Genomic DNA, 19,504 nt, shown 5'->3' on the forward strand with positions numbered 1-19,504 from the left:
GATCAGCGCTTCTCCTGAAACGCCTGCCAGGTCAACAGTTGCAGGCTGGCAGAGAAGTAGTTTTGATCGGCAGCCAGCGTATCGCTCAGATAGCCGGTCTCATTCAGCGTCAGGTCACGTACCGCCAGAAGACCGCCCTCAAGATGATAAGGGGCTGGTGCATTCGCCAGCACATCGAACCAGGCGGGGGTCAGCATGCGGCTGTAACCCTGCCAGACGCGCTGAAACGGCACCAGCGCCAGACTGTGCGGATCGTACCACCAGATGTTCAGCGGCACGCGAATCGCATCGTAGCTGAAGCGGTTTGAATAGCCGACAGCCGGCGCAACCGACCCATCCGCATTCAGCGCGACCCAGTCCAGTGGCAGGCCGGTTTTGCCAAAGCTCAGCTTACCCAGCAGATCAAAACCATCATTAATCAGCTTATCCCAGACCTGCAGATGACTGCGCTCGCCAAACTCCCGCCACGCCTGAAACAGGAAGTACGAGGGATTCAGTACCACGTAGCTGGTTTTATTGAAACCCTGTGCACCCGGCAGCAGGACGGTATGGCCGCCAAAGCTGGTCACATCCAGCTTGATGATGGCGCGCTGAATGCGGTCAGACGCCTGCTGATAGCTCTCCTCCTGCCATTTCTGTGCGGCGCGCTGTAGCGCCCATGCCAGCAGCACATCGCCATCCGAGGCGTTATTTTTGTCAGCCACCGGATTATCACTGCCCGGCACATAGCGCCAGTAGAAGAGATCGGTCTGCGGATTACGCAGCTGAGTGCGCGTCCACTGCCACAGCCGATCGAAGGTGGCGCGATCGTTGTTGGCCACCGCCAGCAACATGCCATACCCCTGACCTTCGGTGTGACTGACATTGTTATTAGCGGTGTCCGTGATCCGCCCTTCGGCGGTCAGAAAACGGCTTTTAAAGGTATCCCAGCCGCTGGCACTTGCCTGCGCGCTGCAGGCCAGCAGTAAAACAGAGCAGATCCAGCCCATCCAGAATGGCTTACGTTTCATTTCTGATCCTATTGATATCGATAGTGCAGCGTGCTGCCATCGTTGAGTTCAAGCGTCACCGGCACCATTCTGCTGCCGCCCTGGCCCTGCAACCAGCCTGAAAAAAGTCCGGCGATGACCGCACCAAACGCCGCCTGCCAGTCAGCCGGAGAAGGGAGACTGTCGCCTGCCGGTAAGGCGTGATACACAATCAGCAGCGCCTTCTCTTCCGGCTGAAGCTGCACAAAGCCCCAGTTAAACCGCGCCAGTTGCAGGTTGGCCTCGCGCTCCAGATCCTGCACGGTGCGCGACTCTGGCAAAGGATAGCGGGTCGCCAGCGATTCACCCATCCTGTAGAGAAAGGCTTCCGCCTCCTGCTGACCGGCGTTGGCGATCATCCCGTCAATCAGTACGCTGACCAGGTCAAACCAGCCCGGCTGATAAGGATGCGATACCCCCGAATGTTCACTCATTACTTCTCTCCGAACAGGTAACGGACATAGAGCCGGGCGCTGCTTTCGTTGTAGTCACCAAAGGTGTCATAACCCAGCTGGCCGCCAATCGTCACATCTTTATTGAGTTTGTAGTCCGCTCCGGCGTGCAGGTTATAGCCGATGCCGTTTTTACTGCCGCCAGAGTAGTAAGCGTCTTTCACGCTGCCGCTGGCAGCAAGAGATTCCAGCGCCGACTGCAGGCTGGCATCCGACGGGAAGTACGCGCTCTTATCCTGACTGTAGGTCTGATAACCGGCTGCACCGCCGATATTGACTTTTAAATCGTCAAATTTGCGGGTGAACTCTATCGGGAACGAGACCGACGCGTAGTTCTGCGGGCTGAAGTAACCACCCTGCCCATAGCTGAAGTAACTGAGATTTTTTGAGAAGTCCATCCACGCCAGATTCATGCCCACTTTCAGCTCGCGATCGTCACTGTGGAACGGACGGACATAGGCCCCGGCAGTCGCCTGCAGGCTGTTGTTGCTGGCGACATTCTCGCCAAGGTAGCTGTAAGCGCCGCCACCAGCGTAGAAGCCCGCATCGCCATTGTCATAGCTTAACAGGGCGTTCGCGCCGTTCTTCGTGACCCGTCCCCAGCGTTTGCCGCTGGTTTTATCTTCTGCGCCGACATAAGAGAGCAGGCTGTCGGTAATCGCGCGACGCTCACCGGTCAGGATCAGCGTCAGGAAGTCGGTCAGTTTCGGTGACCACTGCACGCCACCGACCAGCGTACTGAGATCCTGGCCCAGCGGCGTACTGCCGATATCCACTTTGTAGCTGTCGCCTTTCAGCGCCAGATTCAGCTCGACGCCAGAAGCGGTCTGCGAATCGGTAGTCGCGTTGGGCAGGTCATTGACCGTCGCGCCGCCTGCGGCCACGACGCGGCCCTGGCTCAGCGCATTGGTGCCGAAACGACGCCAGGCATCAGCTGCGCCACTGCCCGCCGTCAGTGAGACCGGCGTGGCGGTAAAGTCGAGACGCGCCTGTTCAAACGGCACGGTAGAGAAGGTCAGCGGCGCTTTGGCTTCCGTCAGCTTGCTCAGGCCCGACTCGCCATCGCGCCCGCGTACCTGCACCATCCCCTGACTCCAGGTGCCGGTTTTCTCCTGCAGCGAATCCATCATGGTGTCGATGTCATGCAGAATCCGTGACTGCTGAGAAACCGTTTTACTGCCCGCTGCCGGTTCATCCTGCGTGGTCACCCCCGCAGTAGCCGCCACTGGTGCCGCCTGCCACGGCAGCACGGTACCGTAGCTGGATGGTGAACGTCCCACCGGCGAGGTGGTGCGGTTGATAAACGGATTGTCCGCCAGCGCCAGGCCGCCCACGGTCGGCACACTGCCAGACTGCACGCCCTGCAGGCCAATCAGTTGCCCGCGTGCCGAACGCAGATACGCCATCGCCTGTGAATGCTCGCCATTGGCTTCAGCGACCCGCGCCAGCAGCAGCAGGCGATCCGGAGTCTGCGTGGTGCTGTTAAGGCCGCGGCTCAGTTCACTGGCGCGCTGCACATTGTTCTGCGCCAGCGCGACGTTGATGGCCCCGACACGCGCATCCTGGGTCGGCGTATCCTGGGTCATCAGGTAGTCATACACGACTCCCGCATCCCGGTTCATCTTACCGTCCTGATAGAGACGGGCCATCGCGAACATCAGATCGCGGTTCTGCGGATCCTGCTGCAGCGCACCTATCAGCTTGTCATAGGCCACTGCGTACTGCCGCTGCTGCCGCAGGCGATCCACTTCGTTAATCAGATAGCCGTTACGAATACCGGCCAGCTGCGCCGGGGTACTGCGCGCCTGCAGCTCCGGGTTGCTGAGGAAGCGCTGCGCCTCACTGCCGAGGCCTGCCTGATTCAGCACCGCCATCTGCGCGGCATAATCGCCCGCATTGCCCTGTACGCCACGCTGCAGGTTCGTCCGCACCACTGATACCGCGCTGGTGAGATCGCCCGCTTTTGCCAGCTTCTGCGCCAGGTTTCCGGCATCCACCGGATTAGCGGGCGGCGTGACCGTGAGCGCTTTCAGGGTATTGGTGGCGGCGGCCATCGCGCCCTGCGCCAGATATTGATCGGCGGTGCTCATCTGCAGATTGAAATTCACCCGCTGCGCCAGCTCACGCATCGCCGCCGTCTGTGCGTTTGCGGGAATGCGCGACAGCAACGCGCTGGCCTGCTGCCAGCCACCGCTTTCGCTGGCGTTAAGTGCACCGGCATAGAGCTCGCTGGTGCTGGCCCCGTTGCGCATCACCGGCTGCATCACGTTGGCCGCCAGCAGCGTATCGCCCTGCTGACGATAGAGTCGGGCTAAATCGAGCCGCAGCCAGCCATCGGAGGGATAGCGCTGAATGCCCTGCTGCAGTGTCGCGATAGCAGCGGCGTTGTTACCGGCCGCCTGCTGCCGCTTCGCCTGCTGACGCAGCGCATCGGCTTCATTGGCGCGTGGCGTGACGCTCTGACGTACGTTGTCCGGCAGTGCCCCCAGCAGCGTACTGGCTTCGGCACTGCGATTCTGCTGACGCAGAACGTAGAACAGCCCTTCTTTGGCGCTGCGGTTGTCCGCATCACTTTGCAGAATGGTGCGGTAGATCTGCTCAGCCTGCTCAGGCTGATTGGTGCGGCGTAGCACGTCGGCGCGGAACAGCCTGGCGGCCAGCCCTTTTTCGCCGTCAGCCTGGGCCAGCGGTTCGCTTAAGGTCAGCGCCTGCGCCGTGTCGCCGCTTTTCAGCGCCTGCTGCGCGCTGGCCAGCTGCGCATAAAAGCGGGCATCGTCGGCCTGCTGCTGGCGCAAGGAACCCTGATCGCCGCCCTGCTGAGCAGACCGCTGCAGATAATCTGCCGCTTCCTGATAATGTCCGGCTCGCTGGGCCACATAGCCCATCCCCGCTAACGCATCGGCATCCTGCGGATTCGCACCCAGCACTTTTTCAAAGCTGGACTGCGCACCGCCGACATCACCGCTGTTCAGCGCGCTGAATCCGGCCCCTTTTTCTGCGCCGCCGACATTTTTACGATAGTAGTCGATGACGGCGGAGTCCTGCGGATGACGCTGCTGCCAGGTCTGATAGAGTGCCGCGTCTGACGGCTGCGGACCGAGCCACAGCAGCGCCTGTCGCAGTGAACGATCGGCATCCTGATTACCACTTGCCAGCGAACTCAGCACCTCAATGCCTTCGCGACGGGTCGGTTCCTGCCAGGTCAGCGCTTTACCCAGCGCCAGCCGTGCGCCGGTATCCTGCGGATGCTGAGCCGCAAACTGCCGCAGCGCCTCAACGGCCTGCGGCAGCAGCGTACGGTCACCCGCCATCGTAAGATAATATTCCGCCGCTACGCTCGGTGGCGGCTCATTACCACTGAAGGTGTTGCGCCAGGTCTGTAATGCCGCCGCAATGTTGCCGCTGCGCGCCTGCTGACGTGCCAGCGAAAGCTGCGCCTGCGGAATGGTCTGCATCTGGCGCGCATTATCCAGCTCGCTCAGGTGCGGATCGCTGGGAGAGACCTGGCTGAGACGGGCGCGATACTGCGCTGCGGCAGCCGTGTCGCCACCCTGCTGTGAATAGAGGGCCAGCAGATAGAGCGCCTGGGTGTTGCCGGGTTCAACCATCAGCACCTTTTGCAGTGAGGCTTTCGCCAGGTCGTCATGTGCTTTCTGATGCCAGTAGGAGGCCTGATCGAACAGAGCCTGCAACGCCGGATTGGCGCTTTCTGCCGCCAGCAGCGGCGGTGACAGGGCCAGCGCGCTGCCCAGCAGCAACGCTTTACGAATACCGGCACTTAACGGATTTTTTTTCATTATTGTTGTCCTTACTTCCTGCCGGAATCATGGCCCTGCTTCGGGTTCAGACGCCGCCAGGCATGACGCTTCAGCATCACCCAGACCGCACTGCCCACCAGCGCAGAGAGCAGCATCGCTGCCACCGCCAGAAGCCCCGAGTGCTGGTTGGCATACCATACCACCATCATGTACCAGGGCATCTCGCCGCTGGGGAACTGTGCACCAACGCGAAAACTACGAATGCCGTTTTCATCGGTGATAATCGCGGTGTCGCCCCGCACTGCGGCGTTAATCTGCGCCGAACTTAAATCGTTGTGCAGTCGCAACAGCTGATCGTCGCTGGTTGCCACCGTCATCACCACCAGCCGATCGCGATTCCATGGCGACCGGTAGCTGAGAAAGCCCCGCCACGCTTCGTTGGATGAGAAGTAACGATCGGCATCCAGCTGCTGACGACTCCAGTCGCCGGTCAGCCAGCCGCGTAATTTTTCCAGCGTGTCGGGCTCTTTAACTCCAAAGGTGCCGCTGGTGGCATCATAAGGTGACGCCGCCAGCATCGCCTGATTAAAGGCCGTGTTACCTGTCGTGCTGACCGCCAGCAGATCGCTCTGCTGTATGCGCGCCAGATGGGTGCCGCCAGTGGGCAGACCAAACAGCACCTCATTCTGCGTCAGCGCCACGCCGGTCGCGGTTCCGGCTCGCGCCGTCAGATCCAGCAGCGTCGACAGCTCAGCATCGCTGGGCGTTTCCGGCAGCAGCAGCGTGGTCTGGCCGAAGTCAGCCAGCCGCGAGAACGGGAACGAGGCACCCACAAAGTAAGAGAGGTTCGGCAACATGCTGAAGTGGCGGGTATGGCTCAGATCGATCCACGAGTCCTCTTCAATCCGGCTCTTGATGTTGTTATTCAGGAGCACGCCGCAGGGCGCATCGGCGCGGGGTTTAATATTGAAGTAGAGCGCCAGCTGGTTATCGCCATAGATCAGATAGGGCTCGAGATTCAGCTGATACTGCTCCTGACGCGCATCACCGCCCAATCTATGCCAGGCGTTCTCCAGCAGGCCAACTTTGTTCACCGTCAGGTTGCGCAGGAACGTGCCGTTGAGCATGACGTTAAGGAACGAGTTGTCCTCATCAATCCAGCTTTCAGACGGGAAGCGATAGTGCACATTGACCGGCACCGTGTCGCCATCCCACAGGAACAGATCAGGCGCGGCGCGGAAATTAACCCGCAGCGCATCATGCCAGATGCCGCTGCTGGTCAGGCTCTGATCTTTACGCAGCAGTTCGCTCAGGCGAACCGGGCGGTCAGTGTTAATCCAGCGCGGCGCATCGTAAGGTTTACGGTTGCCAATGGTCTGTACAGGAACCTGCAGCTGGCTCTCATCGGTGGTAAAAGGCTGCGTCGTCAGACGGTTCGCCGCCTGACGCAGCTGATCGTCATTGTTACCACTGACCAGCAGCAATTTGTAAACCGGATTACTGGGGTTATCCACCACCTGCAGCATCGGGCCATTACTGGCCGGGAACGTCAGGGTGCCGATTCGATCGCCAGGATGACCAAACAGGATGCCGTTGTTTTCCGGCAGTTCGCCGCGTACCACCGGGAACCGGATGCCGCGATAATCACTCTGAATGCCGAGCCAGGAAGCCACCAGCGCAGCCGCGCTGACCGCATCAGGTGAGACGTTACTGGCAAAGCCCATCGTGATGGTGGACGCCGTCATCCGCTGCGGATCCAGGAACGGACGCGGGAAGTTGCGCAGACGGGTGCCAATATTGAGCTGCTGACCTTCAAGGTGCAGCGTGGTATTCGGCAGAATGGTGACCTGATACTGCTGTGCGCTCTCTTTCTCACACAGCAGCTTGTCCGCATCGTTGATTTTAAAACTGAGGTTGTTGTTCGACACCACCATCGCCGCCGGAATATCCAGCTCATAATCACTGACGTCGCTGTCCGTGGCTCCCAGCGGCAGCGTGCCGAGCGGCTGACCATTCAGCATCAGCTGCAGTGAGGTATTGCGTGCCGCCAGCGCGGCGGAGACGCGCAGCGTCAGACTGAGTCGCGCATTGGTAATCACTTCATCGCTGGGGAGAGTAAAAGTGATGCCCGACTGTAACTGACCGCCGGTCAGCGTAATGCCGCGTGACTGGCCCATCTGGGCCACTGAAATCACGCTGCTGATCGGCTGATTGATGGCCGACGCGATAGGTGGCTGCGGTTCTGCAACCGGCGCAGTCGCCTGGCCCGGCGCGTAGGGCAGCGCACTGGCGGCCGCTTCCAGCGCCGGATCGGCATTGCTCAGCCCCTGTGGCAGCGGCACCGCGGAGAGCGCGCTGCTATCCTGGGTCACGGCGCCACTGCTCGTCACCGGCGCGACGGAAGAAAACCCGCCGTTCGCTGACGCCTGAGGCGCTGATGTTGCCTCACCCGCTGGTGCGTAAGAAGAGTTTGTTGATGTCGGCGTGGCATCAGGTACTGCACTCTGTGGCGCAGAGGCCGGTACAGATTCCGCGGGCTGGGCCGCGAACGGCACTAACGGCGCTGCTGACCCGCCCACACTCACCGGGGCCGTCATCTGCGCTGAACCGGCATCCGGTGTGGCAGCGTGATTAACAGGCGTTGCAGGTGGCGTCACATACGCCGCACCGCTGGCCGGGGCCTGATTTTCCGCGAGTGTACTGACAGTGGCCTCAGCTGACTGTGTGGTTACAGCAGCATCAGGCGACGCCGGAGTCGCACTGTTTACCGGCACACTGACGGCGGCATCAGCAGATTTCAAGGTTGCAGTGGCCTCAGCTGGCTGAGTGGTTGCAGCAGCCTCAGGCGGCGTCGGAGCCGTACTGGTTACCGGCACACTCGCTGCTGCACTGGCAGGTTGCGTGGTTGCAGCCGCATCAGGCAACGCCGGAGCCGTACTGGTTACCGGCACACTCGTGGCGGCATCAGCAGATTTCGAGGTTGCAGTGGCCTCAGCTGGCTGGGTGGTTGCAGCAGCATCAGGCGGCGTCGGAGCCGGACTGTTTACCGGCGCGGCACTGCTGTTATCGATCGCCGTCGGCGTTTCGGCGCCAGCGGGCGTCAGCCATAACGCGGCGGTCAGTGAACTGGCCAGCAACGTGTGCGTCAGGATCTTCATGCCGCGCCATCCTCTTTCGCCGCCGCGGCAACCGGGTCGACTTTTTTACGTTTATCGTGGCGCCCCTTCCAGGTCAGCCAGAACAGCTCAAATACGGTACGAATAATGGTGCCCAGCGACATCAGCGGGTTGTCCTGCTTATACTCTGGCTGGATCCAGGCGTCCGCACGCGCCAGCACGACACGCACCAGTTCGCGACGACGCGCCAGCGGCATCGCTTCAAAGCGCAGGCGAATGCTCTCGTCATCGCCGGAAATCTTACTCACCGGGATGGTGATCGCGCCGGATTTCAGCAGCAGATCAATCTCTTCAATTTCATCCGTTTCATGACGGCCATCCGGCGCATCGAGCTGTGCACCGCCCATCGAAAGGTTGCTGGTCTGGGTACGTGATGAAATGCCGCTGGCGTAGTGAATAATCGCCGGGATTTGTACGTCAACGCGGATGGTTTTACGCACCTGTTTGGTTTCGCGCGCCACGGCAATCGCCGCCATCAGAATAATCAGGCTGAAAATCGCCCAGCCGACGTTGAGCGCAATAACGTAAGGGTCGACGCCAAAATAGTCATGCATCACGGCACGCACTACGCCAGCGACAATGCCGATGCCCAGCAGCAGCGCCACAATCACGTGCGGACGCACGATGTGGAAATCGAAGAAGCCCTGATCCAGCACACCGCCTTTGTCGGTCACGTTAAACTTGCCATGTTTCGGCGACAGCAGCGTCAGGATGGTCGGAATGACCAGATGGAAGCACATCACCGTCTCATAAATCTCACCCCAGAAGGTGTAACGGAAACGGCCATTCATGCGTGAGTTAACGTAGAGCGACATCACCAGATGCGGCAGCACGTAGGCAAAAATCAGCGACGCCGATGAGTGAATAATATTGAGGTTAAACAGCAGGTAAGCCAGTGGCGCGGTCAGGAAGGCAACGCGCGGCAGGCCAAACTGGAAATGCAGCATGGCGTTGAGGTAGCAAAGACGCTGCTGCCAGTTCAGGCCACGGCCAAACAGCGGATTATCGACGCGGAAAATCTGCGTCATGCCGCGCGCCCAGCGGGTACGCTGGATGATATGCAGACCCAGACGTTCGGTCGCCAGACCGGCCGCCAGCGGGATCGACAGGAAGGCTGAGCCCCAGCCCAGGCGCTGCATTTTCAGGGCGGTGTGTGCATCTTCGGTGACAGTTTCAACGGCAAAGCCGCCAATCTCTTCCAGCGCCGAACGACGGATCACCGCACAGGAGCCGCAGAAGAAGGTAGCATTCCAGTTGTCGTTCCCCTGCTGCACCGGGCCATAAAACAGCGCGCCTTCGTTGGGAATGCTGCGCGCAGCGCGCAGGTTACGCTCAAAGGGATCGGGCGAATAGAAGTAGTGCGGCGTCTGCAACAGCGCCAGCTTCGGATCTTTCAGAAACGGCCCCACCGTCGCCTGCAGGAAGGTGCGGGTCGCCACGTGGTCGCAGTCGAAGATGCAAATCAGCTCACCTTTGGTGATTTTCATTGCATGGTTGAGGTTACCGGCTTTGGCATGTTTGTTGTCGTCGCGGGTGATATACCCTACCCCGACATCCGCCGCAAATCGGGCAAATTCGCTGCGCTTGCCATCATCCAGCAGATAGATTTTGAGTTTGTCACGCGGGTAGTCGATACACTGCGCCGCCAGCACGGTATCGCGCACCACATCCAGACTTTCATTATAAGACGGCACATAAATATCGACCGTCGGCCACAGACGGGTATCGTCCGGCAACGGCTCAATGGTGCGCTTTAATGGCCAGGTGGTTTGCAGGAAGCCAAGAATTAAGATCAGCCAGACGTAAAGCTCCGCAAGATATAAGCCAATCCCTAATATCGCCTCGATTTCGGAATTAAAGTGCAGCGTCTCAGTGGTGCGCCACCAGATATAGCGGCTGGACATCAGGGCAGAGAGAATCACCATCACCACGGTTATTTTGCGGCTCTTGCTGAAACCCAATAAAAACATCATGCCGATGCTGATCAGACCAAAAATATACTGTTTCTGGCTGTCCATCGGCGTAATGATGATCACCGCGGCAACGGGTGCAAGCACCAGCAGCAGCAGGTAAAACCCGATTTTACTCATGATTCACCCTGAGAAGAGCTGTTTAAGTCAGTCGCCTGCAATAGCCGACTAAAAATGATTTGTGCGGATGGGAGCCTGAACTTCGCCATTTCCCACGGTGATATTCAGAATGCTGCTGACCCGTTTGGCGATCAGTTCAATATCAAATGCCGCTGCTGAGGCAGGGCTGAAATCATATACGGACTGCTGCGAAGCATTGGCTTCACCCACACTTTCATCACGGTGAACCACGCCCAGTAAATTATCGCCCAGACGCTGCTGCATAAATGCAGTGACATCGCGATTAATATTCCGGCGGTTATCGCACTGGTTCAGGATAAAATAGTGCCCCTGCTTATTATTGAGCGGTTTCCCGGTCATCCGGTTCTCTTCAATCTGCGGTAATAACGACACAGAGGCGGTATCCGCTAACATCACCACTAAATGCATATCGGCCAGCGCCGTCATTGCTTTAAGGGCCGGACCCGGGCCAGGCGGAAAATCAGCGACAATCACCAGACCGGGATAATTAAGTACTGTATCCAGACCACGCTTAATAAAGTGGGGATCTTTCATCAGGTTCTCTTCGAACCGTTCGCGCTGTGGCTCGGTGACATTGCCATAGGGCAGGACAAAGATATTGCCGCCGGTGGTAAGAATCGACTGGCTCCAGTCCGCCTGCTCTTCTGATCGCGCCACAAATCCGCGGCCATCATGCAGCGGCACGCCAAAATGAAGACGCAGTGCATTCTGCACATCGAAATCAATGGCCAGAACTTTGCTACCGGAACGCGCCAGACTCCAGGCCAGATTCGCCGCCAGCGTGGTTTTCCCCACCCCTCCCTTCGGCGAGCACACACAAACTAACGGCATAGCGCAATCTTCTCCAGTAACGGTTTGAGTAAGGTTTCTTTTGGCAGATTCGACGGTTCGCTGTTGCGCGAGCGGAACAACGCACCAAACCGTTCCGGTTCAGAATGGGGTGTAGCAGGCGTGATGGTGGGCTTTAAATCCGCCACCATGGCGGGCCGGACTGGCTCAGCATGTGATACAGCAACAGGATCAGCCGCAACCCGTTTTTGCGGTGGCGGCGGTGGCGGAAACAGTGCTGAAGGGTCACGTTCAGCGGTGCGGGCCGTGGGCAGGTTGCTGCCTGACAGACTATCGAGAATTGCGCTGCGGGCGGATGTCGTCGGTTGCGCACTGAGTGTGGCAGGCCTTGCCGGTGCCTCAGGTGGTGGTGCGGTAAATTCATCTCCACGCAGCGGCTGTGGCTGCGGCAGGTCGATACGCTGACCGCCACCCAATGAGGTCTGATGCTCCTCTTTCGCCAGTTGACGAATTAAAGCCCATTTACTGTGTTCCGCCGCTTCCTGCGCCTGGCCAGACATATCTTTAAAGTCGATGTCGAGCGTTTGCGTTTTCTCTTTAAAACGCTGCAAATCATCGTAATTATTCTTCATTGGCCGTGGCCTGCAACAAGGGAGGATTTTTCCTGGAATATAACACATCCCTTTAATGTCAGTCAGAAAAACCTGATTACAAATAAAGCATATTCAATAAAATAGTTTAATCATAAAGATTCACTTACAGCAAAATAAAGCCAATATAAGATAAGTAACCCCTATAATTAATAAGTGATGTTTAAGTTAAATTAATCTGCGATGTTTCAATAATTTTTAAGACTTAGCCGCTCTGACAACCCCTGGCACAACCAGACGTGACATGATAAACGCAATGTTAAGCCACGATCGGGCGGCCGCAGGCGCAAAAAAAACCGATCGCTGTCATAAGGGATTGAGCCTGTTTATCTTTTTTCGCTGCGAATTTCGCCAGAAGAAAAACAGATTAAATCTGATAACGGAAAAAGAGGGGAAATAACCGAAACGTGATGGCGGTCCGCCAGCGGTGCGGTTTGCAGCAGAATTGAGATAAAAAAAGGCTCCAATAAGGAGCCTTCAGCTTAAGAAATTGTACTGGCTCAGGGTGTATTGCATTACCAAATCAGAACCACAGACGGCTAACTCTCTTCAGGAGATGGGAGCATACGCCTGTAGCTAAGCATCGCGGGCCATGGATGGCGTTTTTGCGAAGAGCATATGCTCCCTGGGCCATCACTGCATTAACGGCCTGAGCTGCCAATCGTCAGCTGACCTTTTCTGCCACACCCACCGGCTGATTCTCATCCTGATCGACCGCGAAGCAGGCAATCTCCTGGCCACCGTAGTTTTTCAGCTTCGGTTGCAGTTGCACGCAGGTGCCAAAACGTCGGTGGCAGCGCGCATTGAAGGCGCAGCCTGGCGGCGGATTGAGCGGGCTGGGCAGCTCGCCGGTCAGCTTAATGCGCTCACGACGGTCGTCAGGATTCAGCCGCGGCGTCGCTGACAGCAAAGCCTGGGTATAAGGATGGCGCGGGTTGGCGAAAATCGCCTCTTTGCTGCCTTTCTCTACGCAACGGCCGAGATACATCACCATCACCTCATCGGCAATGTGTTCCACCACCGACAGATCGTGCGAGATAAAGACGTAAGAGAGGCCCATATCCTGTTGCAGATCCATCATCAGGTTCAGCACCTGGGCGCGCACCGACACGTCGAGCGCCGAAACCGGCTCATCGGCAATCAGTACATCCGGATCGAGCATCAGCCCACGCGCAATCGCGATACGCTGACGCTGCCCGCCTGAGAACATATGCGGATAGCGGTCGTAGTGCTCGGTTTTCAGGCCGACTTTCGCCATCATCTCCAGCGTCTTCTCGCGGCGTTCCGCTTTCGTGAGCTGGGTATTGATCACTAGCGGCTCTTCCAGAATCTGGCTCACTTTCTTACGCGGATTGAGCGAGCCATAGGGGTTCTGGAAGACGATCTGGATTTTCTGGCGACGCAGCTTCTGCGCCTGGGGATCGTGTTTCAGCAGATCCTGGCCGTGCCAGTAAAGCTGGCCTTCAGTCGGGGTTTCGATCATGGTCAGCAGGCGTCCCAGGGTGGATTTGCCACAGCCTGACTCGCCGACGACCGCCAGCGTTTTGCCGCGCTCCAGATTAAAAGAGACGCCATCCAGCGCTTTGACCAGACGCTCCTGACCAAACAGACCCTTCTTCACCGGGTAGTGCTTCTTCAGATCAATCGCCTGCAGCAGGAACTGATCTTTCGTGGTTTCATGACTCATAAGTGGGTCTCCCGGCATCGTCCAGCGGATAGTGACACTTGGACTGGCGTCCTGGAATGGTGCGCAGTTCAGGTTCTTCCTGACGACAAAGGTCAGTCGCATAAGGGCAGCGTGGGTTAAGCAGACAGCCAGCCGGGCGGTCATACTTGCCCGGCACCACGCCAGGCAGTGAAGCCAGACGCGCTTTGTCGGCCGCAAACTCCGGCAGCGCGCGCAGCAACGCCTGCGTATAAGGATGGCGCGGCGCTTTGAAGATATCGGTCGCTTTACCGCTCTCCACGACCTGACCGGCATACATCACGATAATGTGGTGCGCCGCTTCTGCCACTAACGCCAGATCGTGCGTAATCAGGATCAGCGCCATGTTCTCCTGCCGCTGAAGATCCAGCAGCAGTTCAATGATCTGCGCCTGAATGGTCACGTCGAGCGCCGTGGTCGGCTCATCGGCGATCAGCAGCTTAGGCCGACAGGCGATTGCCATCGCAATCATCACACGCTGGCTCATGCCGCCCGACAGCTGGTGCGGATAGACATCGAGCCGTGACGCAGGATCGGGAATCCCGACCTGATTCAGCAGGTCAATCGCCCGCTGACGCCGGGTGCGCTTATTGCCGCCCTGATGCACCTTGATCGCTTCCATAATCTGGAAGCCCACGGTGTAGCAGGGATTCAGGCTGGTCATCGGGTCCTGAAAAATCATCGCCACTTCTGCGCCCACCAGCTGGCGGCGCTCGCGTTCGGAGATGCGTTTCAGATCGCGCTGGTTGAACTCCAGCTTCTCCGCCATCACTTTGCCTGGGAAGTCGATCAGTCCCATGATCGCCAGTGAACTTACCGATTTACCGGAGCCGGACTCGCCCACGATACCCACGACCTGGCCCTGCTCAACCTGATAACTGATGCGGTCAACCGCGCGGAACGGTGCTTTATCGTCGCCGAAATGCACCGACAGTTTGTCTACATTTAATAACGCCATCTCGGTGCCTCTTTACTGCTTGAGTTTCGGGTCGAGGGCATCACGCAAACCATCGCCCATCAGGTTAAATGCCAGCACGGTAAGCAGAATGACCAATCCAGGGAAGGTCACGACCCACCAGGCACTTTGCGCATACTGCAGAACGTCGGAGAGCATGGTGCCCCACTCCGGCGTTGGCGGTTGCGCACCCATACCGAGAAAGCCCAACGCCGCCATATCAAGAATGGCGTTGGAGAAACCTAATGACGCCTGCACGATGAGCGGTGCCAGGCAATTAGGCAGAATATTCACAAACATCTGGCGCAGCATACCGGCACCGGCCACGCCGGAAGCGGTCACATAGTCGCGGTTCACTTCCACCAGCACTGCGGCGCGGGTCAGACGGATATAGTGCGGCAGCGCCACAAACGTCAGCGCGATAGAGGCATTAACGATTGAGGGACCGAAGATGGCGACCAGCACCAGCGCCAGCAGCAGACTTGGCAATGCCAGCATGATATCGACTACGCGCATGATGATGGCATCGACCACGCCACCGAGATAACCGGCCAGCAGGCCAAATATCACGCCGAAAATCAGCGACAGTACGACTACAAGACAACCCACCAGCAGCGACAGGCGCGCACCGTACATCAGACGCGATAGCACATCGCGGCCCACATCGTCGGTGCCCAGAATGTAGCTCCAGTTACCGCCTTCCTGCCAGACCGGCGGATGCAGCAGCGCATCGCGGAACTGCTCAGCAGGGGCATGCGGGGCCAGCACATCGGCAAAGATGGCGCACAGCAGCACAATGATGATGTAAACCAGACCGACGACCGCGCCTTTGTTACGTTTGAAGTAGTGCCAGAATTCCTGAAACGGGGTCATCGGCTTGGGTGCAACGGTAACGCTGCCGGGATCAACAACAGACATGATGCCCCCTTATTTCTTGTGACGTATGCGCGGGTTAACCACGCCATACAGCAGATCAACCAGCAGGTTGACCACAATAATCAGCACTGCGGTCAGCAGCACACCGCCCTGCACCACCGGATAGTCACGGCGCTGCAACGCTTCAATCAGCCAGCGACCCAGACCCGGCCACGAGAAGATGGTTTCGGTCAGAATCGCCCCGGCCAGCAACGTGCCGACCTGCAGGCCGATGACCGTAACCACCGGCAGCATGGCGTTTCGCAGCGCATGCACCACGATCACGCGCATCCGCGTCAGGCCTTTGGCACGCGCTGTACGGATGTAATCTTCACCCAGCACTTCGAGCATTGCCGATCGCGTCATACGCACAATCACCGCCAGCGGAATAGTGCCGAGCACGATGGCAGGCAGGATCATGTGCATCACCGCATCATGGAAGTCGCCTGGCTCACCCCAGAAGAAGGTATCGATCAGCATAAAGCCGGTCAGCGGCATGCTGTCATCCAGGAAGACGGTGTCGCCGACCCGCCCGGAAACCGGTGTCAGATTGAGCTGCACCGAGACCAGCATGATCAGCATGATGCCCCACCAGAAGATCGGCATGGAGTAGCCGGTCAGTGAGATGCCCACGGCGGTGTGATCGAAAATCGAACCACGCTTTACCGCCGCCAGCACACCAACCGGGATACCAATGGCAACGGCAAATATCATGGCGCAGATGCCGAGTTCCAGCGTCGCTTTGAAGCGTGGAACAAACTCATCCCAGACCGGGATGCGGCTCTTCAGTGAAATGCCCAGGTCGCCATGTAATACGCCATTAATGTAGTTCAGGTACTGTTTCCACAGCGGCTGATCCAGACCTAACAGCGCCATTAACTGAGCATGACGTTCAGGAGAAATACCGCGCTCACCGGCCATGATCAGCACCGGATCACCGGGGATCATGTGAACAAACGCGAAGGTGAGTAATGTAATACCGATAAACGTTGGGATGACAAGGCCCAGACGTCGGAGTATGAACTGCAGCATAATCCGGGTTCTCTCTTGTCCGCGCGACCGTCGCCGCGAGGGTTGTTATTGCTTACATCTGACGATCGGGTAGGCCCGACCGCGACGCAGACAGGCTGCGCCTCTACCGTTTCCAGTAAAACAGGGAGATAAAGCCGGGGCGACGCGCAGCCGCCCCGGAAAAGGCGACAATTATTCTTTAATGTCTACCTGAGCAAAGTAGTGTCCGCCCAGCGGATCCACTTTGTACCCGGAGACTTTCTTGCTGACCGGTTCGTATACCGTTGAGTGCGCGATCATCAGCGCCGGTGCCTGGTCATGCATCACAACCTGTGCCTGCTTGTAGTACTCGATGCGCTTCGCCTGATCGGCGGTGGCGCGCGCGGGCTGAATCTGATCCTCAAAGGATTTATCACACCAGCGCGAGTAGTTTGAGCCATCTTTGGCCGCTGAGCAGCTGAACAGGGTGGCCAGGAAGTTATCCGGATCCCCATTATCACCGGTCCAGCCCATCATGACGGTCTGGTGCTCGCCCGCTTTGGCGCGCTTCAGATATTCGCCCCACTCATAGGTGACGATTTTGGCTTTGACGCCAATCTTCGCCCAGTCGCTCTGAATCATCTCAGCCATGCGGCGCGCGTTCGGGTTGTACGGACGCTGAACCGGCATCGCCCACAGGTCGATGGAGAAACCGTCTGCCATGCCCGCTTCTTTCAGCAGCGCTTTGGCTTTCTCAGGATCGTAGGCGTAGTCTTTTACGTCGTCGTTATAGCCCCACATCGTTGGGGGGATCAGGTTTTTAGCAGGCTGACCTGCACCCTGATAAACGGCGTCGATAATCGCTTTTTTGTTGACCGCCATGGTCAGTGCCTGACGCACTTTCAGGTTATCCAGCGGTTTTTTCTCAACGTTGTACGACAGATAGCCGACGTTCAGGCCAGCCTGCTCATACAGGTTGATGTTTTTGTCCTGCTTCATACGCGCAATGTCAGCCGGGTTTGGATAAGGCATCACCTGACATTCGCCCTTCTGCAGCTTGGCGTAGCGCACCGACGCATCCGGGGTAATGGAGAAGACTAAGCGATCGATTTTCGGCTTGGTGCCCCAGTAATCCGGGTTAGCTTTGTAAAGGATGCGCGAATCTTTCTGGTACTGCAGCAGCTGGAACGGACCGGTCCCGACCGGGTTCAGGTCAACGTTTTGCGGGGTACCCGCTTTGAGCATGTTATCTGCGTACTCTTTCGACAGAATCGAGGCGAAGTCCATGCCGAGGTCGGCGAGGAACGGCGCTTCAGGACGCGTCAGCACAAAGCGCACGGTATTCTCGTCCACTTTTTCGATTTTGCTGATCAGCTTCGGCATGTCCATGCCTTCGAAATATTCGTAGCTGCCGCCAGAGACGCCGTGATAGGCGTTGTTTTTATCCAGCTGGCGCTCAAAGGTGAACACGACATCATCCGCATTGAAGTCGCGTGTCGGTTTGAAATCTTTGGTGGTCTGCCACTTCACACCTTTACGCAGGTGGAAGGTGTAGGTTTTACCGTCTTCACTGACATCCCACTTCTCTGCCAGCGCAGCGTGCAGTTCGGTGGTGCCGATAGTGAACTCAACCAGTCGGTTGTAGATCTGACGTGAGCTGGCATCGTAGGTGGTGCCCGAGGTGAACAACTGCGGGTTAAAGCCTTCCGGAGAACCTTCAGAACAGTAAACGAGGGTTTTTGCCTGAACACCGGCGGCGACAGTCATAGCAATCAGGCTCAGACCGACCTTCAGCATCCCGGATTTAGCCAGGGAGTTGATCATGCTTTTGCTCCATTGTGATGTGATGTTGTGTGTATTGCCCGACCTCTGATTTTTTTATGCGGTTCAGGCGTACCACCGAACAGGTGGTTAACGCGCGCTGCGTTTTTTTTGTTTTTTCTGACGCAGATTGTGCATTCAGAAAATTCCGTAACTGCGCGTTTATTGACGCATCAATTTGTCAACAGTTGCAAAGAACGTCAATACAACGGTTACTTATTTACACAGAGTGTGAGGAATAGCATGCAACGGTAATAAAAACCGTTTCTGTCTAAAAGCCATACAATGCACAGCGTAGCTGACCTGAATTCCGTGCATTGTGCTGGCTTGCTGCTCTATCGCTAGTGATTCTCACCGCTAAAAAACTTAAAACTTTTACCGGCAAATGTTGAATAACTGAACGATTCATTGTGCGTTATGACGTTCAACCAGCGGAATATGCTGGCAAAGAAGCATAAGAAATCAGCATGTTGCCGCTTTCGGTCATAAGAAGAATGTGTCGCGAATTATGATCGCATCTCTTATATGGCAAGGCCTGCCAGCGGGTAAGTGACAATAACAGGGCTGGTAAGTGGAACACGCCGCGGATGGGGGTTACTGGAACTTTCTGGAAGATAGCGAAGATGGCAAGCGGGAGTAGCGTTAAGATCGAGATTGCTTTGGGAACACGGGCAGATCGGAAAGGCGCTTAAACCCTCCCTGGACGCTCGGCCCACGCCGTCCATGGCGTGGGACGCTTTCCTCCTCTGCCCGTGTTCCCTCCGCCTTGAGTTTATGCGCTGCGGTCAGATGCACTCTGATTTGGATCTGTCAGTTGTCTGAGATGCTTCTGTAAGTACCTGATGCGTCTGACAGACGTGAAGCGAAGGGAGCATACGCCTGTAGCAAAGCATCGCGGGCCAGGGACAAAAACGCCGGGAGCGTTTTTGAACAACGCAAAGCGTTGGCCCGGCTACGGGCGCACCTCAGGGATGAGGTGCGTAATCGCCCGCGCTGAGCCCGCCAGGGATGGCGGTTTTGCGTCTTTGCGGAAGGCGTATGCTCCCTGAAGCCCACTCAGCGGTAAGAATGTGAATGCTTAGCGGCCAGATCGAGACTGTTCAGGAAAAACCGTCCCTGTCGGTGGTTTTCTACAGACGAAAAAAAACCTGTCT

General features: G+C 57.6%; 12 protein-coding genes. All 12 read right to left on the reverse strand.

Going from position 1 to position 19,504, the window contains the following annotated elements; all coding sequences use genetic code 11:
* Positions 1-2: 2 nt before the first annotated feature.
* Complete coding sequence (locus ACTJKZ_RS20705) at positions 3-1,010, reverse strand: glycosyl hydrolase family 8 (protein WP_161734204.1); 1,008 nt, start codon at positions 1,008-1,010, stop codon at positions 3-5.
* A gap of 8 nt (positions 1,011-1,018) precedes the next feature.
* Positions 1,019-1,462 carry a cellulose biosynthesis protein BcsD gene (gene bcsD / locus ACTJKZ_RS20710; RefSeq protein ID WP_161734202.1) on the reverse strand — a complete coding sequence of 148 codons (444 nt, stop codon included), beginning with the start codon at positions 1,460-1,462 and terminating at the stop codon, positions 1,019-1,021.
* Complete coding sequence (locus ACTJKZ_RS20715) at positions 1,462-5,277, reverse strand: cellulose biosynthesis protein BcsC (RefSeq protein WP_222924771.1); 3,816 nt, start codon at positions 5,275-5,277, stop codon at positions 1,462-1,464. The genes bcsD and ACTJKZ_RS20715 overlap by 1 nt, the downstream gene beginning before the upstream one ends.
* Positions 5,278-5,288: 11 nt before the next feature.
* Positions 5,289-8,396, reverse strand: a complete 3,108-nt coding sequence (bcsB, locus tag ACTJKZ_RS20720) for a cellulose biosynthesis cyclic di-GMP-binding regulatory protein BcsB (RefSeq protein ID WP_440830002.1) — start codon at positions 8,394-8,396, stop codon at positions 5,289-5,291.
* Positions 8,393-10,504, reverse strand: a complete 2,112-nt coding sequence (bcsA, locus tag ACTJKZ_RS20725; RefSeq protein ID WP_161734195.1) for a UDP-forming cellulose synthase catalytic subunit — start codon at positions 10,502-10,504, stop codon at positions 8,393-8,395. The genes bcsB and bcsA overlap by 4 nt, the downstream gene beginning before the upstream one ends.
* Before the next feature lie 48 nt (positions 10,505-10,552).
* A complete protein-coding gene (bcsQ, locus tag ACTJKZ_RS20730; protein WP_161734193.1) occupies positions 10,553-11,356 on the reverse strand; it encodes a cellulose biosynthesis protein BcsQ in 804 nt (267 codons plus the stop codon).
* Positions 11,347-11,946 carry a cellulose biosynthesis protein BcsO gene (bcsO, locus tag ACTJKZ_RS20735; RefSeq protein ID WP_161734191.1) on the reverse strand — a complete coding sequence of 200 codons (600 nt, stop codon included), beginning with the start codon at positions 11,944-11,946 and terminating at the stop codon, positions 11,347-11,349. The genes bcsQ and bcsO overlap by 10 nt, the downstream gene beginning before the upstream one ends.
* A gap of 682 nt (positions 11,947-12,628) precedes the next feature.
* Positions 12,629-13,651 (reverse strand): dipeptide ABC transporter ATP-binding subunit DppF, encoded by a 1,023-nt coding sequence (dppF, locus tag ACTJKZ_RS20740; RefSeq protein ID WP_013359641.1) that lies wholly within the window; start codon positions 13,649-13,651, stop codon positions 12,629-12,631.
* Positions 13,641-14,627, reverse strand: coding sequence for a dipeptide ABC transporter ATP-binding protein (gene dppD, locus ACTJKZ_RS20745; RefSeq protein ID WP_033784396.1), 987 nt, complete (start codon positions 14,625-14,627; stop codon positions 13,641-13,643). The genes dppF and dppD overlap by 11 nt, the downstream gene beginning before the upstream one ends.
* A 12-nt stretch (positions 14,628-14,639) precedes the next feature.
* On the reverse strand, positions 14,640-15,542 hold the full coding sequence (gene dppC / locus ACTJKZ_RS20750; protein WP_013359639.1) for a dipeptide ABC transporter permease DppC: 903 nt from the start codon (positions 15,540-15,542) through the stop codon (positions 14,640-14,642).
* A gap of 9 nt (positions 15,543-15,551) precedes the next feature.
* Positions 15,552-16,571 carry a dipeptide ABC transporter permease DppB gene (dppB, locus tag ACTJKZ_RS20755; protein WP_013359638.1) on the reverse strand — a complete coding sequence of 340 codons (1,020 nt, stop codon included), beginning with the start codon at positions 16,569-16,571 and terminating at the stop codon, positions 15,552-15,554.
* Positions 16,572-16,742: 171 nt separating this feature from the next.
* Complete coding sequence (gene dppA, locus ACTJKZ_RS20760) at positions 16,743-18,353, reverse strand: dipeptide ABC transporter periplasmic-binding protein DppA (protein WP_033734771.1); 1,611 nt, start codon at positions 18,351-18,353, stop codon at positions 16,743-16,745.
* Positions 18,354-19,504 lie beyond the last annotated feature (1,151 nt).

It is taken from the genome of Pantoea sp. 22096, from assembly GCF_052045955.1.
GTDB lineage: Bacteria > Pseudomonadota > Gammaproteobacteria > Enterobacterales > Enterobacteriaceae > Pantoea > Pantoea alfalfae.

Coding starts and splice junctions, on each gene's coding strand:
- dppA (WP_033734771.1), bottom strand. CDS start 18,353: ATGATCAACTCCCTGGCTAAATCCGGGATGCTGAAGGTCGGTCTGAGC.
- bcsA (WP_161734195.1), bottom strand. CDS start 10,504: ATGAGTAAAATCGGGTTTTACCTGCTGCTGCTGGTGCTTGCACCCGTT.
- ACTJKZ_RS20715 (WP_222924771.1), bottom strand. CDS start 5,277: ATGAAAAAAAATCCGTTAAGTGCCGGTATTCGTAAAGCGTTGCTGCTG.
- dppD (WP_033784396.1), bottom strand. CDS start 14,627: ATGGCGTTATTAAATGTAGACAAACTGTCGGTGCATTTCGGCGACGAT.
- dppB (WP_013359638.1), bottom strand. CDS start 16,571: ATGCTGCAGTTCATACTCCGACGTCTGGGCCTTGTCATCCCAACGTTT.
- bcsQ (WP_161734193.1), bottom strand. CDS start 11,356: ATGCCGTTAGTTTGTGTGTGCTCGCCGAAGGGAGGGGTGGGGAAAACC.
- dppC (WP_013359639.1), bottom strand. CDS start 15,542: ATGTCTGTTGTTGATCCCGGCAGCGTTACCGTTGCACCCAAGCCGATG.
- bcsD (WP_161734202.1), bottom strand. CDS start 1,462: ATGAGTGAACATTCGGGGGTATCGCATCCTTATCAGCCGGGCTGGTTT.
- dppF (WP_013359641.1), bottom strand. CDS start 13,651: ATGAGTCATGAAACCACGAAAGATCAGTTCCTGCTGCAGGCGATTGAT.
- bcsO (WP_161734191.1), bottom strand. CDS start 11,946: ATGAAGAATAATTACGATGATTTGCAGCGTTTTAAAGAGAAAACGCAA.
- bcsB (WP_440830002.1), bottom strand. CDS start 8,396: ATGAAGATCCTGACGCACACGTTGCTGGCCAGTTCACTGACCGCCGCG.
- ACTJKZ_RS20705 (WP_161734204.1), bottom strand. CDS start 1,010: ATGAAACGTAAGCCATTCTGGATGGGCTGGATCTGCTCTGTTTTACTG.